The organism is Bradyrhizobium sp. STM 3562, from assembly GCF_045571435.1.
Taxonomy (GTDB): Bacteria; Pseudomonadota; Alphaproteobacteria; order Rhizobiales; family Xanthobacteraceae; genus Bradyrhizobium.
The window spans coordinates 1,397,274-1,411,744 of the sequence record NZ_CP120694.1 but is presented as its reverse complement, the minus strand read 5'-3'; the positions used below and the strand labels follow the sequence as shown (position 1 = coordinate 1,411,744).

Genomic DNA, 14,471 nt, shown 5'->3' with positions numbered 1-14,471 from the left:
CGTCGTGCTGTCAGCTCACGGGATCGATCGGCATCGGCGGCACGCCGCCGGCCTCGATTGCTTCGCCCGCGGCGATGCAAAGATCCTCGCGGTAGCGGCCGGAGACGACCTGGACGCCGACGGGAGCCCGTCCCACGAGACCTGTGGACACGGTCAGCCCAGGCAAGCCCATGAACGGAATAGCGATCTCTGTCAATTGGGCACGCCAGACCCGGGCGAAGGAGGCCTCGTCCTTGAGGTCGAGATTGTCGGCAAACGGCAGTTCGGCCGAGACCGGGATCAGCAGCACGGCGTATTTTTCGAAGAACTGCAGCCATTCGCGCGTCAAGGTGGCGCGCCGCGTCAACGCCTTCGAATAGTCGGGCGCATCGAACGGAACCACCTTGGCGCGGTTGCCGCGCAGGCAGGCCAGGGCACCGGGGTCGCCCTCGCGTTCCGCGGCCGCGAGCTGTGCCTCGTAGCCATCGCCGAGCCAAAGCTTGGTCTGCCATTCCGCAGCCTCACGCATCGGCGGCATATCGGCGATCTCCTCGACCGTCCAGCCTGCACGCTCCAGCCTCTTGCCGGCATCCACCAGGGCCGCCTTCACTTCCGCGACCGTCGCAAGGCCATCAGGCGTCAGGCACAACGCGGCGCGCTTTGGCATGGGCGGACCTTCCAGCGGCGCCGGGACCCACCAGGGATCGCGCACGTCCTTTTGCGCCATCGCGGCCAGCGAAATCCGGATGTCCTGGATGGTCCGCGCCAGCGGCCCCGAGACCGCGCTGATCTGCGGGCCGATGGTACGCTCCGGCAGCGCCGCGTTGAAGGCGGCGATGCGTCCCATGGTCGGCCGCAAACCGTGCACGCCGCAGGCATAGGCCGGATAGCGGATCGAGCCCGCGATATCGGTGCCGTGTGCGATGTGCCCGATGCCGGCGGCAACGGCCGCACCTGCACCGCCGGACGAGCCGCCCGGCGTCAGCGAGGCATCCCGCGGATTTTTGGTGTCGCCATGGATAAGATTGGTGGTGAACCAGCGATAGGAAAAAGCCGGGCAGTTGGTGCGGCCGAGAATGACTGCGCCCGCTTTGCGCAGATTGTCGACCACCGGGCTGTTGCTGTTCGCGATCGCGTCGCGCTGCAGTTTCACCCCGTTGGTGGTGGCAAAGCCTTCCTGATCGATATTGACCTTGACGGTCACCGGAACGCCGGCCAGCGCGCCGACCTCCTCGCCGCGCGCTATCCTTGCATCGACATCCCCCGCCTGCTTCAGCACGTCCTCCGGCCGGTGATCGATCACCGCATTGATCTCAGGGTTCACTGCGTCCAACCGCGCAAGCGCGGCCGCTGCCGCCTCCTTTGCGGAGACCTGCTTCGATTTGATGAGCGCGGCGAGTTCGGCAGCCGACAGGCGCCAGAGGTCAGTCATAGGCAACTCCGTTGTTGTGGCTGACTTGTAGCGCCCAGCGGAGGGTCTGGCCAGATGGCCCTTCTCCCACAACGCCTCTCGAACGATCACCGTCACTCTGGAGGCGCTCGCCACCGGGTATCTTCAGCGACGACGGCGAAGCCGTTTGTGCGGGGATGGCGGTCCGAGATCGTGCCCGGTCCTAGCGCAGGTGGGCGATGAAATAAGCCAGATCGGAGATCTGCTCGGCCGGCACCGCGCCCATCACATCGGCCATCGTGCCGTCATAGCCATGGCGGCTGTTGTCCTTGTACTCGCGCAAGGTCTTGGCCAGGTAATCCTCGCGCTGATTGGCGATGCGCGGGACGTTGTCGGCGCCGGAAAAGTCCTGATGATGGCAGGAATTGCAATGATATTTTGTCACCAGCGCCTCGGCGCGCTGCATGCGCGCCGCATCGGGCGCATCGGCCGGCGGCTTGGGCCTTGGCAGTTTGGCGATGAAATCGGAAAAGCTGCGCAAATCATCATCGCTGAGCGACTTGGCCATCTCGTTCATCGGCTCGAACACACGCAGCTTCTCGCGAAACATGAAGAGCTGGATCAGCGCGTACGGCGCCTGCTGGCCGCCGAGCGATGGCGTGTTCTCGGTCTCGGACTGGCCGTGCTCGCCATGACAGGCAAAGCATGGCGCGGCACGCTCTTTGATGGTTTCGGAGCTGGCGGACGAGGCGATGAAGGCAAACGCAATCGCTGTGAGTGTTTTTCGCATTCAGCCGGTCCTGGCATCCGCAGTTATTTCACTCCGTCATTCCAGGAGGTGCGGAAGCACCGAACCCGGAATCTCGAGATTCCGGGCTCGCCTCTTCGAGGCGTCCCGGAATGACTGTCCGCTCGGCTATTGCGTCGCGAGCTTGGGCTTGCCGTAGGTAATGCGATAGACGGCGCCGTTGTAATCGTCCGACACCAGCATCGAGCCGTCCTTGAGCTGCAGCACGTCCACGGGGCGGCCGATATAGCTGTTGTTCTCCAAAAAGCCTGTGATCAGCGGCTCGATCGATTTGACCTTGCCGTCCTTGTCGAGCTTCACCGCGACGACGTCGCCGCCGAACTTCTTGCTCCTGTTCCAGGAGCCGTGGCGCGCCACGACGATCGCGTTCTTGTAGGCTTTCGGGAACATGTTGCCGGTGTAGAAGCGCATGCCGAGCGCGGCGGCGTGCGGGCCCATCAGGCCGACCGGCGGCGTGAATTCGCTGCAGGAATGACCCCAACCGAATTCGGGATCGGGGATGTTGCCCTGGTAGCAATAGGGTGCGCCGAAATCCTCGCCCACCTTGGTGAGGCGATTAAGCTCGTCCTCGGGCACGTCTTCCGACAGCCAGTCGCGGCCGTTGTCGGTGAAGTAGAGTTGCTTCGTCTCCGGATTCCAATCGAAGCCGACGGTGTTGCGAACGCCGAGCGCGACCACCTCCGCGCCCGAGCCGTCCAGATTGATCCGCCGGATCTGCCCGTGCGCATCGTCGTGCAGGACGTTGTTGCCGGGCTGTCCGACCGGCACATAGAGCTTGTTGTCCGGGCCGACCGCGATGAACTTCCAGCCATGGGCCTCATCCTTGGGCAGGTTGTCGTAGATGACGGTCGGCTTGGGCGGATTGTCGAGGACATCCTCGACGTGGTCGATCTTGGAAATCTTGGACAGCTCGGCGATGTAGAGCGTGCCGTTGTGGAAAGCGACGCCATTCGGCCGGTACAGCCCGGAGGCCAGCACCTTCACCGTGCGTTTGCCATCATTGTTGACGATGGCATAGACCTTGTCGACCAGGCGACTGCCGACGAACACGGTCCCCTTGTCGCCCAGCGCCAGCGAACGCGCATTGGCCATGCCGGCGGCATAGACTTCGATGTTGAAGCCGGGTGCAGCCTTCAGCTTCGCGACCGGCAGCTTGTCGGGTGCGGCAGGAAGCGGCGGCGGCGCTACGGGGGCAAGCTTCTGGGCCGCCTCATTGTCGGGTCGTCCGATCAGCGGTGAGCCCGGCGGCAGCGGCTGGACCGTCGCTTGTGTCGGCGCTGCCGGCGGCGCAGTCTGCTGCGCGACGGCGATACCAGCGAAGCCCGCAACAAAAACGCCGGCAAGCATGATGCTGCGCGGCGACGAATGAGCGCTCATCTCGTCCTCCCCATGTGTGGCGGCGCTTATCCTCGACGCCGGCCACTCAAGGGCCGGCGCGGGTCGCCTTTCCGGAACAACAGTCTCTGATATTTTTCAGGTCTCGCGCAAGGGCGCGCGATGCCATACCCCGTCAGTGGCGCGTCACCGACTGATCCGGCAGGTCGAAGAACGCTTCCGAGAACGGAAATTCGAGCACGACCTCACCGGCCTCGTCCGTCACCTCGATCACCGCGCTCAACAGCGGGCCGACGGCGCCCTCGCTTCGCAACAGCTCGCGGATCATGGCGCGCGCGACTTCCCACGCGCGATCGGCGTTCCGCAGCTCCTCCCCTTCGGGATCCTCAATCAGCTCATCGCCGATGCGCGTGTTGAAAAAATATCTCGGCATGGGAATCCAGTGGGGCTCGGGCGATGGAATTGAAAGGTTCGCTGCTGTCACAACTTCTTTATTGCGGAGTTCCTCGCACATTTGGCGCTTGGCTGCGGGACAGCCACGCTGCCCGCGAACCATCGGCTATGACGCACTGCAGCGGCCACTCCGTGTTTTCGCGATGCAATAAGAGCACGCGGGGATTTCTTGATCAAAGATTTAATTGGCGAACCTTTCCTGGAGCGCTAAATTCACCAACTACTGGCGGGGGAAATCGGTCCGGTCAACTAACCAAGGAGCGCCAAAATGGCCTGGAAAGCACCAAAGATTGTCGAAGTGCCGGTGGGCATGGAAATCAACATGTATGCATGCGCCGCCCGCAAATAGGGCAGCCGGCAAAAACTTCGAATTTTGATGCAGGTGGACCTCCGGACGCGGCACGTTCCTGACTGCAGGAAGCGTGCGTGAGCCGGTGTCCACCTTCGTCACGTTTGGATCGGCAGAGCAAGCGCCGAGGGAATCGCAGAGAAATAGATCACCAGGAGACGGTTCATGCTTCGCGTCGTCATCCTGGGCGCCGCGGCGGGCGGCGGAGTTCCGCAGTGGAACTGCGGATGCCCGGTATGCCGGGCGGCCAGGGACGCCCATCCAGAGCTAAGGAGCACCCAGTCGTCCATCGCGATCAGCGCCGATGGCGAGCACTGGTTTCTGATCAACGCCTCTCCCGATCTGCGTCAACAGGTGATCGCAACTCCGCAGCTTCACCCGAAGAAAGGCCGTCTGCGCCATTCGCCGATCTCAGGTGTGATCCTGACCAATGGCGAGGTTGACGCGGTGGCGGGCCTGTTGTCGATGCGCGAAGGCTCGCCTTTCACCATCTACGGCCATCCCAACGTATTGGCGATCCTCAAAGCCAACACTATCTTCAATGTGCTGAGCGAGGCGAACGTCAAGCGACAGCCGATCGGGATCGATCGCGCCTTCGAGCCTCAACTGCCCGACGGTACGGGGAGCGGGATCGAGATCCTGCCCTTCGCCGTGCGAGGCAAGGTCGCGTGGTATCTGCGCGACAAGACTCTGCCCGGCGGCCGCAGCGACGAGGTCGGCGACACGCTCGGACTTCGCGTCAGCGACAAGGCGACGGACAAATATTTCTATTTCCTGGCGGCCGTCGCCGACGTCGGCGACGAACTGAAAACGCGGCTCGCCGGTGCGCCGCTGGTGTTCTTCGATGGCACGGTGTGGCGCGACGACGAATTGATCGCATCCGGCCTCGGCAGCAAGACGGGCCAAAGCATGGGCCACATCGCGATGTCCGGAAAAGACGGCGCGATCGAAAGCCTGGCCGGCCTGGGTATCGGCAGAAAGATATTTCTGCATATCAATAACTCCAACCCGGCGTTACTTTCGACGTCGCAAGAGCGCGCCATCGCAGAGCGCGCGGGCTGGCAAATACCTAGGGACGGAACGGAGATTGTGCTGTGAACGCCAATGTTGCGACCACGATGACCGCGCTTTCGATCGGCAAAGGCATCTCGCTCAACAATGCGGGCGAGCTCGAAGATGCACTGCGCCAGATCGGCGCCGCGCGGTATCACAATCTGCACCCGTTCCATAAGCTGTTGCACGGCGGCAAATTGAACAAGGGCCAGGTGCAGGCCTGGGCGCTCAACCGCTACTATTACCAGAGCACCATCCCGATCAAGGATGCCGTGGTGATCTCGCGCTTTCGCGACCGCGCCATCCGCGTGGAATGGCGGCACCGCATCGAGGACCATGACGGCGACATCGGCAGCGAAGGGGGCATCGAGCGCTGGCTGAAGCTGACCGATGGCCTAGGTCTCGACCGAGCCTATGTGGAATCGACCGAAGGCATCCTCCCCGCAACGCGTTTTGCGGTGGAGGCCTACGTGCATTTCTGCCGCGACCGGACGCCGCTCGAGGCGATCGCCTCGTCACTGACCGAATTGTTCGCGCCGAACCTGCATGAAGAGCGCATCAGCGGCATGCTCCAGCACTACGATTTCGTCAATCCTGATATCATGGCCTATTTCAGACGCCGCCTGCAGCAGGCGCCGCGCGATGCCAACTTTGCTCTGCAATATGTCAAAGAACATGCCAGGACGCCGGAGCAACGCGAGGCGGTCTGCAATGCGCTGATCTTCAAGACCAACGTGCTCTGGGTGCAGCTCGATGCGCTGTACCACGCTTACGTTGACGGCCACATTCCGCCAGGCGCATTCGTGCCCAAGGCGGGTTAGCGAGGCAAGCTATGGCGGGACCGCGGCACATCACAATCAGCGAGGCAAGCCGGCCGGTGCTGCCGCGGCATGCGAAACTGAAATTCGACGAGACCCGCAAGGTCTGGGTGATTTTGGCGCCGGAACGCGTGCTGGCGCCGGACGAGATCGCGGTCGAAGTGCTGCAACTCTGCGACGGGATGCGCAGCGTCGCAGCGATCGTCGATGGCCTAGCGGCCAAATATGCCGCGCCGCGCGCGGATATTTCGGGCGATGTCGTCGCCATGCTGCAGGACCTTGCGGACAAGGGATTCTTGACCGAAGCGCGCGAGAAGACGCCATGAGCGATGAGCTGGTTGAAACCAAAATGACGGCGCGCGATCCAAATGACGGGCTCGCGGTGCTGGAGAAACAAAGCACGACCGCGGAGGCTTTCGGCATTCCGCTCGCCGTGCTGGCGGAATTGACCCACCGCTGCCCGCTGCAATGCCCCTATTGCTCAAATCCGGTCGAGCTCGACCGCGCAAGCACCGAGCTCACGACAGCGGAATGGAAGAAGGTGCTCTCCGAGCTCGCCGAAATCGGCGTGCTGCAGGTGCATTTCTCCGGCGGCGAGCCGACCGCACGCAAGGATCTGGTCGAACTGGTGCGGCATGCGAGCGACGTCGGGCTTTACACAAACCTGATCACCTCGGCCGTGCTGCTGACGCGCGACAAGATCGCAGCGCTTGCGGATGCCGGGCTGTGCCATGTGCAGATCAGTTTCCAGGGCAGCGAGGCCACAAGCGCGGACCGCGTGGCCGGGTACAGGGATGCGCATCAGAAAAAGATCCAGGTCGCGAAATGGACCCGCGAATTGGAGCTGCCCCTCACGGTGAACGCGGTGATGCACCGCCAGAACCTGCACCAGTTGCCCGACATCATCCAGATGGCGGTCGATCTCGATGCCGACCGGCTCGAGGTCGCCAATGTGCAATATTACGGCTGGGCGCTGAAAAACCGTGCCGCCTTGATGCCGACCTTTGCGCAGCTCGAGGAGACCACGCGCATCGTCGAGGAGGCGCGGGAACGGCTGAAGGGCGTGCTCACCATCGACTACGTCATTCCCGATTATTACGCGTTGCGGCCGAAGAAATGCATGGGCGGCTGGGGCCGGCAGTTCTTCAACATCTCGCCGGCGGGCAAGGTGCTGCCATGTCACGCTGCGGAAAGCATCACCGGCCTGCAATTCGAATCCGTGCGCTCCAATCATTCCATCGCCTGGATCTGGCAGAACTCGGAAGCCTTCAACCGCTATCGGGGCACGGGATGGATGCCCGAGCCCTGCCGTTCCTGTGAATTCAAGGAGGTCGACTTCGGCGGCTGCCGCTGCCAGGCCTTTGCGTTGACGGGGGACGCCGGCAACACCGATCCCGCCTGCACGCTGTCGCCGCTGCACCAGCAGATCTTCAAGCAGGCGGAGCAGGAAGCGGCGTCGGGAGGCAACCGCTTCCTTTACCGCAATTTCGCCGGCGGCACGCTGGAGCCGAGCGACGATGGCGCCTGACGCCGATGCCGGCAAGCTGAGGCGCGCCGATCCCTTTGCGCCGCTGACATCGGAATGGCTGGGCGTCGGCGACGGCCACGAAATCTATGTCGAAAGCGTCGGCTGCGAACGCGGCTTGCCCGCGGTCTACCTGCATGGCGGGCCCGGCAGCGGCTGCCAGCCGGATCACCGCCGGTTGCTCGATCCCGAGCGTTTTCATACCGTGCTGTTCGACCAGCGGGGCTCGGGCCGCAGCCGGCCCAAGGGCAACTGCGAGGCCAATACGCTGTCGCATCTGATCGCGGATATGGAGCTGATCCGCGAGAAGTTCGGATTTGAACGCTGGATGGTGATCGGCGGTTCCTGGGGCGCGACCCTGGCGCTGGCTTATGCACAGGCGCATCCCGAGCGGGTCTCGGGGATCGCCTTGCGCGCGACCTTTCTCGGCACTTATCGCGAGATCGAGACGGCGTTCTGCCAGACGCTGCCGCGCTTCTATCCCGAGCTGTCCGCAGACTTCCTCGACCTGCTTCCAGACGAAGAGCGCCGCCAGCCGCTGCAAGCCTATTGGCGCCGCATTCTCGATCCGGATCCCGCCATTCACGGACCGGCCGCGCGCGCCTGGCACGATACCGAACGCATCCTATCCGAGCATATGGCAGCGCGGACCCGCCTCGACCCCGCCTCGCTGACTGCGAACGGCAATTTGCCCGCGACGCCCTTCATGGAAGCGCATTACTTCGACAACGACTGCTTCATGCGACCGGATCAGTTGCTCGAGGAAGCGGCGAGGCTCGGAGGCATTCCCGGCATCATCGTGCAGGGGCGCTACGACCTGCTCTGTCCGCCTGCAACATCGCATGCGCTCGCGCGGGCATGGCCGGATGCTGAAATTCGCATCGTCGAGGGCGCCGGGCATACGCTATACGATCCCGGCGTCCGCAACGCCGTGATGCGCTCGATCGCGGATCTGGCGGCAAAGATTGAGCGCGCGTCTGTTACGTCGTAATCAGGCGCTTCCCCTCACCTGGAAGGCCGCGAAACGGCCGTCTCGAAGACTGGGGGCCCCCATTGGTTCGAGACGGCGCTGCGCGCCTCCTCACCACGAGGAATTGAGAGCGCAGCAAGATAAGCAGATCAAAGGAGAACAAGATGCCGCTCGCCGGAAAAGGCATGCTGCTGACGTCGATGGATATCGATCCCGCCGACGAGGCCGACTTCAACCGTTGGTACGACCGCGAACATCTGGAAGAGCGCGTGGCGATCGAAGGTTTCATCGAGGCCAGGCGCTATGTCGCGCATATCGGCAGCCCGAAATATCTCTGCCTTTATTCGACGCAAGCGATCGAGGTGCTGGACAGCCCGGCCTATCGCGACAAGCTCGCGCACCCAACCGCGTGGTCGGCCAAAACCATGGCGCGATTCAAGAACATGATCCGCGCGGTGGCGCGCATCACCATCAGCAACGGTACCGGCCGGGGCGCCGTGCTCGGCATCGTGCGGCTGCGCCCGCAAGAAGGTCGCACCGACGAGCTGCGCGCAAGCTTGCAATCGCGGCTCGACCCGAAGGACCTCGACGGCATCATCTCCATGCACCTCCTCGAGAGCGATGGGAGGTTGTCGGGGCCGATGGCCGAACTGGCGGCCGCAGCAGGCGCTGCCGATTGGTTCGTGCTGATCGACGGCACAAGTGTCAGCGCGATAGCCTCGCTGCAAGCCGCGCGCTTCACCGGCAATGCAGCTCCCATGCCTGCGACGCAGATATCGTCGGGCATCTATGACCTGATGTGGGACCTCGCCAAAAGCGACATTGCATCGACCTGATTCAACGCGAATTCGCACCTGTGCCGCATGCTGCAGCGCCACATACACGGCGACGTTATGGCGCTGCACACGCAAAAGCGAACGATCAGCCAAATTTGCCTTTGTGCATGAAGTTGAATGGCTCTAATCTCAATAAGGTAAGTCCATGATGCAATTCGAGAACCGAATGGACGTCATGTCGGCGTCCTGACGGAAATAAAGGCCGCGCGGTTGTTGCTAGTGGCGCGGACGGGTAGGAATGAAACCGACTGATATTTCGGCCCCCGACTATTTTCACAAAGTGGTCGATTGCCAATGGGCCTGTCCCGCACATACACCTGTTCCTGAGTACATCCGCTTGATCGCCGAAGGCCGCTATAGCGACGCCTATATGATCAATTGGAAGTCGAACGTGTTTCCCGGAATTCTGGGACGCACCTGCGACCGCCCCTGCGAGCCCGCCTGCCGCCGCGGACGAGTCGAAGAGAATCCGGTGGCGATCTGCCGCTTGAAGCGCGTAGCCGCCGATTTCAAGGACGACATCAAACAGCATTTGCCGCGACCCGCGCCCAGGAACGGCAAGCGGATCGCGCTCGTCGGCGGCGGTCCGGCCTCGCTGACCGTCGCGCGCGATCTCGCGCCGCTCGGCTATCACTGCACCGTGTTCGATGCCGATCCGAAGGCCGGCGGCATGATGCGGACGCAGATCCCCAAATTCCGCCTGCCCGACTCCGTGATCGACGAGGAGACCGATTACATCCTCAGTCTCGGCATCGAGTTCAAGGGCGGGCAGCGCATCGACAGCATGAAGCAGTTGCTCGCCGACGGCTTTGATGCGGTTTTCGTCGGCTCCGGCGCGCCGCGCGGCCGCGAGCTCAACGTTCCAGGCCGCAAAGAAGCAGCAAGCAACATCCACATCGGCATCGACTGGCTCTCCAGCGTCTCGTTTGGTCATACCGACAAGATCGGCAAGCGCGTGATCGTGCTTGGCGGCGGCAACACCGCGATGGACTGCTGCCGCACCGCGCGGCGCCTGGGCGGCGTGGATGTCAAGGTGATCGTGCGCTCAGGCTTCGAGGAGATGAAGGCCTCGCCCTGGGAAAAAGAAGACGCCATGCATGAGGACATTCCGATCCTCAATTACATGGTGCCGATCGCGTTTACCCACGACAACGGCAAGCTCACCGGCGTCACCTTCCAGAAGGTGCGCGCCGAGTACGATACCAAGGGCAAGCGCAGCCTCGTTCCCTCGGGCGAGCCTGACGTGACCGTCGCCTGCGACGACGTGCTGGTCGCAGTCGGCCAGGAGAACGCCTTCCCCTGGATCGAGCGCGATTGCGGCATCGCGTTCGACAAATGGGATATGCCCAAGGTCGATCCGAAGACCATGGCTTCGACGCATCCAAAAGTGTTCTTCGGCGGCGATGCCGCGTTCGGTCCGAAGAACATCATCTGGGCGGTGGCGCACGGCCACGATGCCGCGCTATCGATCCATCGGCTCTTGTCCGGCGAGGATGTCAACGAGCGGCCGCTGCCCGAGGTGCATGTCACCTCGCAGAAGATGGGCATTCACGAGTGGAGCTACGACAACGACATCTCGCCGGAGAAGCGCTTCAAGGTACCGCATCGCGACAAGGTGATTGCGCTCAAGGACATCCGCGCCGAGGTGGAGCTTGGCTATGACGTGAAGCTCGCCCTCGGCGAAGCGCATCGCTGCCTGAACTGCGACGTGCAGACGGTGTTTTCGGCACCGCTCTGCATCGAATGCGATGCCTGCGGCGACATCTGTCCGATGGACTGCATCACGTTCACGGAGAACGGCGAGGAAGCGGAGTTGCGGGGCCGGCTGAAAGCACCCACGCCGCACCCCGACCAGGACCTTTACGTTTCCACGGAGCTGAAGACCGGTCGCGTCATGGTGAAGGACGAGGACGTCTGCCTGCATTGCGGCCTGTGCGCCGAACGCTGTCCCACCGGAGCATGGGACATGCAGAAATATCTCATCGATATGGTCCACGCAGGTACATCATGCCCGAGCAAGCGCCGATCAGCAGCGTAAACGATTTCGTCGTCCGCTTCGCCAATGTCAACGGCTCGGGCTCGGCGTCAGCCAATGAGCTGTTCGCCCGCGCCATCCTGCGCCACGGCGTGCCGGTCAGCCCGCGCAACATCTTCCCTTCCAACATCCAGGGCCTGCCGACCTGGTACGAGGTGCGGGTAACCGAAGCCGGCCATCTCGGCGCGCGCGGCGGCGTCGACATGATGGTGGCGATGAACCCGCAGACCTGGGACAAGGACGTCGCCGGAATCGAGCCCGGCGGCTATCTGTTCTACGACTCGACCAAGCCGATGCCGTCGTCGAAATTCCGCGACGACATTACGGTGATCGGCGTGCCGCTGACCGCGATCACCAATTCCACCTATACCGATCCGCGCCAGCGCCAGTTGTTCAAGAACATCATCTATCTCGGCGCGCTCTGTGCGTTGCTCGACATGGATCCGAAGCTGGTCGAGCAATTGATCGGCGAGCAGTACAAGGGCAAGGAGAAGCTCTTGTCCTCCAACGTCCATGCCCTGCATCTCGGCCGCGACTGGGCGCTGCAGAACCTGAAATGCCCGATCGGCCTGCGGGTGAAGAAAGCGGACAAGGTCGGCGACCGCATCTTCATCGAGGGCAACAGCGCGGCTGCGTTGGGGGCCGTCTACGGCGGCGCCACGGTATGCGCCTGGTATCCGATCACGCCGTCGTCGTCATTGGCCGATGCCTTCGCCGCGCATTGCAGGAAATATCGCCACGATCCGGAAACGGGCAAAGCGAAATACGCCATCGTCCAGGGGGAGGACGAATTGGCCTCGATCGGCATCGTGATCGGCGCCTCCTGGAACGGCGCCCGCGCCTTCACCGCGACCTCCGGCCCCGGCATTTCGCTGATGACCGAGTTCATCGGCCTGTCCTATTTCGCCGAGATCCCGGCGGTCATCATGGATGTGCAGCGCGCCGGTCCCTCCACGGGCATGCCGACCCGCACGCAGCAATGCGACATCATCGCCTGCGCCTATGCCTCGCATGGCGATACCAAGCATGTGCTGCTGTTTCCGGAGGATCCGGCGGAAGCGTTCGAGTTCGCGGCCACCGCCTTCGATCTCGCCGAGCGGCTGCAGACCGTGATCTTCCTGATGCTCGATCTCGACATCGGCATGAACCATCGCCTGTGCCGTCCGCTGAAATGGGACGATGCGCGGCAATATGACCGCGGCAAGCTCATGACCGCGGAAATGCTCGAGGAGGGCCGCGACTTCGGCCGCTATCTCGACGTCGACGGCGACGGCATCCCCTACCGCACCCTGCCCGGCACGCATCCGACCAAAGGCTCCTACTTCACCCGCGGCACGTCGCGCGATCGCTATGCGCGCTATTCCGAGGAAGGCCCGGTTTATGCCGACAACATGCAGCGGCTCGTGCGCAAGTTCGAGACCGCGCAGGACCTGGTGCCGCGGCCGCTGCAGGCCAACGCCGGCAAGCCGACCAAATATGGCGTGATCTATTTCGGCTCCACCGCGCCCGCGATGGACGAGGCGATCGGACTATTGGAGGCGCGGGGCCATTACCTCGATCGCCTGCGCATCCGCGCCTTCCCGTTCCATTCCAGCGTTGCGAGCTTCATCGCCGACCATGATTTCGTTTACGTGGTCGAGCAGAATCGGGACGGGCAGTTGCGCACGCTGATCATCAACGAGAACGGTATCGACCCGGTGCGGCTGGTGGCAATCGTGCACTACGACGGCACGCCGATCACCGCGCGCTTCATTGCCAACGCCATCGGCGATCACCAGGATCACCTCAAGGTGACGCCCCTCCGCAAGGCCGTGTCATGACCTACATTGCAAAACCAAAATTTCATCACCCGGGCCTGAAGAAGAACGCGCTCGGCTTCACCCACCGCGATTACGAGGGCAAGATCTCGACGCTGTGTGCCGGCTGCGGGCACGACTCGATCACCGCCTCGATCATCGAAGCCTGCTTCGAGCTCTCGATCGAGCCGCATCGCGTGGCGAAGATCTCGGGTATCGGCTGTTCGTCGAAGACGCCCGACTATTTCCTTGGCAATTCGCACGGCTTCAACTCCGTGCACGGCCGCATGCCCTCGGTCCTCACCGGCGCCAATCTCGCCAACCGCGACCTGATTTATCTCGGCGTCTCCGGCGATGGCGATTCCGCCTCGATCGGCTTCGGCCAGTTCGCGCATTCGATCCGGCGCGGCGTCAACATGACCTATATCGTCGAGAACAACGGCGTCTACGGCCTGACCAAGGGACAGTTCTCGGCCACGGCCGACCGCGGGTCGAAATCCAAGAAAGGCGTCATGAACACGGACAACGCCATCGATCTCGTGGCGATCGCGCTGCAATTGGGAGCGACTTACGTGGCGCGCAGCTTCTCCGGCGACAAAAGTCAGCTCGTGCCCGTGATCGCAGGCGCGTTGCAACACAAGGGCGCGGCCTTCATCGACGTGATCAGCCCGTGCGTCGCCTTCAACAATCACGCCGGCTCGACCAAAAGCTTCGATTATGTCCGCGAACACAATGACGCGGTGAACCGGCTCGATGTCATCACCGGTCGCGATCCGATCACAGTCGACTATGCGCCGGGCACCGTGCAGATCGTCGAGCAGCACGACGGCTCGAAGCTCGCATTGCGCAAGATCGACGCCGATTACGACGTGCACGACCGTGTTGCCGCACAGGCTTTCCTGCAGAAACACGCCGCGAAGGGACAAATCGTCACCGGGCTGCTCTATGTCGATCCGGAGGCGGAAGACCTGCACAGCCACCTCAACACGGTGGATACGCCGCTCAACTCGCTCGAAGCGCAGGAGCTGTGTCCAGGCTCAACGGTGCTGGACAAGATCAACGCAAGCTTGCGGTAGTGCAGCCCTCAATTGACGCGGAGAACGTCGTTCCTCTGCTCCCCGCTT

General features: G+C 62.9%; 14 protein-coding genes. 10 read left to right on the top strand and 4 right to left on the bottom strand.

All coding sequences use genetic code 11. From position 1 onward, the window contains the following. Nucleotides 1-10 precede the first annotated feature (10 nt). The 4 genes from P6U23_RS06510 to P6U23_RS06495 all read right to left on the bottom strand — a co-directional run bounded on the left by P6U23_RS06510 (nucleotide 11) and on the right by P6U23_RS06495 (nucleotide 3,945). Nucleotides 11-1,411, bottom strand: a complete 1,401-nt coding sequence (locus P6U23_RS06510; RefSeq protein ID WP_407178745.1) for an amidase family protein — start codon at nucleotides 1,409-1,411, stop codon at nucleotides 11-13. Between the two features lie 181 nt (nucleotides 1,412-1,592). Next, nucleotides 1,593-2,159, bottom strand: a complete 567-nt coding sequence (locus P6U23_RS06505; protein ID WP_407178744.1) for a c-type cytochrome — start codon at nucleotides 2,157-2,159, stop codon at nucleotides 1,593-1,595. Between the two features lie 126 nt (nucleotides 2,160-2,285). Then, nucleotides 2,286-3,554 (bottom strand): PQQ-dependent sugar dehydrogenase, encoded by a 1,269-nt coding sequence (locus tag P6U23_RS06500; RefSeq protein WP_407178743.1) that lies wholly within the window; start codon nucleotides 3,552-3,554, stop codon nucleotides 2,286-2,288. Nucleotides 3,555-3,687: 133 nt separating this feature from the next. Beyond that, nucleotides 3,688-3,945: a DUF6894 family protein gene (locus tag P6U23_RS06495; RefSeq protein ID WP_407178742.1), complete on the bottom strand. Its 258-nt coding sequence runs from the start codon at nucleotides 3,943-3,945 to the stop codon at nucleotides 3,688-3,690. Between the two features lie 288 nt (nucleotides 3,946-4,233). Here P6U23_RS06495 and pqqA point away from each other — a divergent pair, with 288 nt between their 5' ends. The 10 genes from pqqA (at nucleotide 4,234) to P6U23_RS06445 (ending at nucleotide 14,423) form a co-directional block, all read left to right on the top strand. Next, entirely contained in the window at nucleotides 4,234-4,314 is an 81-nt protein-coding gene (pqqA, locus tag P6U23_RS06490; protein ID WP_012029362.1) for a pyrroloquinoline quinone precursor peptide PqqA, read from the top strand. A 165-nt stretch (nucleotides 4,315-4,479) separates the two neighbouring features. Further along, the gene (gene pqqB, locus P6U23_RS06485; protein ID WP_407178741.1) at nucleotides 4,480-5,412 is read left to right on the top strand and encodes a pyrroloquinoline quinone biosynthesis protein PqqB; all 933 of its coding nucleotides are present in this window, start codon (nucleotides 4,480-4,482) and stop codon (nucleotides 5,410-5,412) included. Nucleotides 5,413-5,432: 20 nt separating this feature from the next. Then, the gene (gene pqqC, locus P6U23_RS06480; RefSeq protein ID WP_407181351.1) at nucleotides 5,433-6,188 is read left to right on the top strand and encodes a pyrroloquinoline-quinone synthase PqqC; all 756 of its coding nucleotides are present in this window, start codon (nucleotides 5,433-5,435) and stop codon (nucleotides 6,186-6,188) included. Nucleotides 6,189-6,199: 11 nt separating this feature from the next. Beyond that, a complete protein-coding gene (gene pqqD / locus P6U23_RS06475; RefSeq protein ID WP_407178740.1) occupies nucleotides 6,200-6,511 on the top strand; it encodes a pyrroloquinoline quinone biosynthesis peptide chaperone PqqD in 312 nt (103 codons plus the stop codon). Continuing rightward, nucleotides 6,508-7,713, top strand: coding sequence for a pyrroloquinoline quinone biosynthesis protein PqqE (gene pqqE, locus P6U23_RS06470; RefSeq protein ID WP_407178739.1), 1,206 nt, complete (start codon nucleotides 6,508-6,510; stop codon nucleotides 7,711-7,713). Before pqqD ends, pqqE begins: the two co-directional genes overlap by 4 nt. Then, the gene (gene pip, locus P6U23_RS06465; RefSeq protein WP_407178738.1) at nucleotides 7,703-8,701 is read left to right on the top strand and encodes a prolyl aminopeptidase; all 999 of its coding nucleotides are present in this window, start codon (nucleotides 7,703-7,705) and stop codon (nucleotides 8,699-8,701) included. Before pqqE ends, pip begins: the two co-directional genes overlap by 11 nt. 143 nt (nucleotides 8,702-8,844) lie before the next feature. Further along, nucleotides 8,845-9,516 carry a hypothetical protein gene (locus P6U23_RS06460; RefSeq protein WP_407178737.1) on the top strand — a complete coding sequence of 224 codons (672 nt, stop codon included), beginning with the start codon at nucleotides 8,845-8,847 and terminating at the stop codon, nucleotides 9,514-9,516. A 238-nt stretch (nucleotides 9,517-9,754) separates the two neighbouring features. Continuing rightward, complete coding sequence (locus tag P6U23_RS06455; RefSeq protein WP_407178736.1) at nucleotides 9,755-11,554, top strand: FAD-dependent oxidoreductase; 1,800 nt, start codon at nucleotides 9,755-9,757, stop codon at nucleotides 11,552-11,554. Beyond that, nucleotides 11,524-13,371, top strand: coding sequence for a 2-oxoacid:acceptor oxidoreductase subunit alpha (locus tag P6U23_RS06450; protein ID WP_407178735.1), 1,848 nt, complete (start codon nucleotides 11,524-11,526; stop codon nucleotides 13,369-13,371). The genes P6U23_RS06455 and P6U23_RS06450 overlap by 31 nt, the downstream gene beginning before the upstream one ends. After that, on the top strand, nucleotides 13,368-14,423 hold the full coding sequence (locus P6U23_RS06445; RefSeq protein ID WP_407178734.1) for a 2-oxoacid:ferredoxin oxidoreductase subunit beta: 1,056 nt from the start codon (nucleotides 13,368-13,370) through the stop codon (nucleotides 14,421-14,423). Before P6U23_RS06450 ends, P6U23_RS06445 begins: the two co-directional genes overlap by 4 nt. Nucleotides 14,424-14,471: the final 48 nt, after the last annotated feature.

What these genes read in the sequence shown, in the direction of transcription:
- P6U23_RS06510 (WP_407178745.1), bottom strand. Translation starts at nt 1,411, where the DNA reads ATGACTGACCTCTGGCGCCTGTCGGCTGCCGAACTCGCCGCGCTCATC.
- P6U23_RS06505 (WP_407178744.1), bottom strand. Translation starts at nt 2,159, where the DNA reads ATGCGAAAAACACTCACAGCGATTGCGTTTGCCTTCATCGCCTCGTCC.
- P6U23_RS06500 (WP_407178743.1), bottom strand. Translation starts at nt 3,554, where the DNA reads ATGAGCGCTCATTCGTCGCCGCGCAGCATCATGCTTGCCGGCGTTTTT.
- P6U23_RS06495 (WP_407178742.1), bottom strand. Translation starts at nt 3,945, where the DNA reads ATGCCGAGATATTTTTTCAACACGCGCATCGGCGATGAGCTGATTGAG.
- pqqA (WP_012029362.1), top strand. Translation starts at nt 4,234, where the DNA reads ATGGCCTGGAAAGCACCAAAGATTGTCGAAGTGCCGGTGGGCATGGAA.
- pqqB (WP_407178741.1), top strand. Translation starts at nt 4,480, where the DNA reads ATGCTTCGCGTCGTCATCCTGGGCGCCGCGGCGGGCGGCGGAGTTCCG.
- pqqC (WP_407181351.1), top strand. Translation starts at nt 5,433, where the DNA reads ATGACCGCGCTTTCGATCGGCAAAGGCATCTCGCTCAACAATGCGGGC.
- pqqD (WP_407178740.1), top strand. Translation starts at nt 6,200, where the DNA reads ATGGCGGGACCGCGGCACATCACAATCAGCGAGGCAAGCCGGCCGGTG.
- pqqE (WP_407178739.1), top strand. Translation starts at nt 6,508, where the DNA reads ATGAGCGATGAGCTGGTTGAAACCAAAATGACGGCGCGCGATCCAAAT.
- pip (WP_407178738.1), top strand. Translation starts at nt 7,703, where the DNA reads ATGGCGCCTGACGCCGATGCCGGCAAGCTGAGGCGCGCCGATCCCTTT.
- P6U23_RS06460 (WP_407178737.1), top strand. Translation starts at nt 8,845, where the DNA reads ATGCCGCTCGCCGGAAAAGGCATGCTGCTGACGTCGATGGATATCGAT.
- P6U23_RS06455 (WP_407178736.1), top strand. Translation starts at nt 9,755, where the DNA reads ATGAAACCGACTGATATTTCGGCCCCCGACTATTTTCACAAAGTGGTC.
- P6U23_RS06450 (WP_407178735.1), top strand. Translation starts at nt 11,524, where the DNA reads ATGCCCGAGCAAGCGCCGATCAGCAGCGTAAACGATTTCGTCGTCCGC.
- P6U23_RS06445 (WP_407178734.1), top strand. Translation starts at nt 13,368, where the DNA reads ATGACCTACATTGCAAAACCAAAATTTCATCACCCGGGCCTGAAGAAG.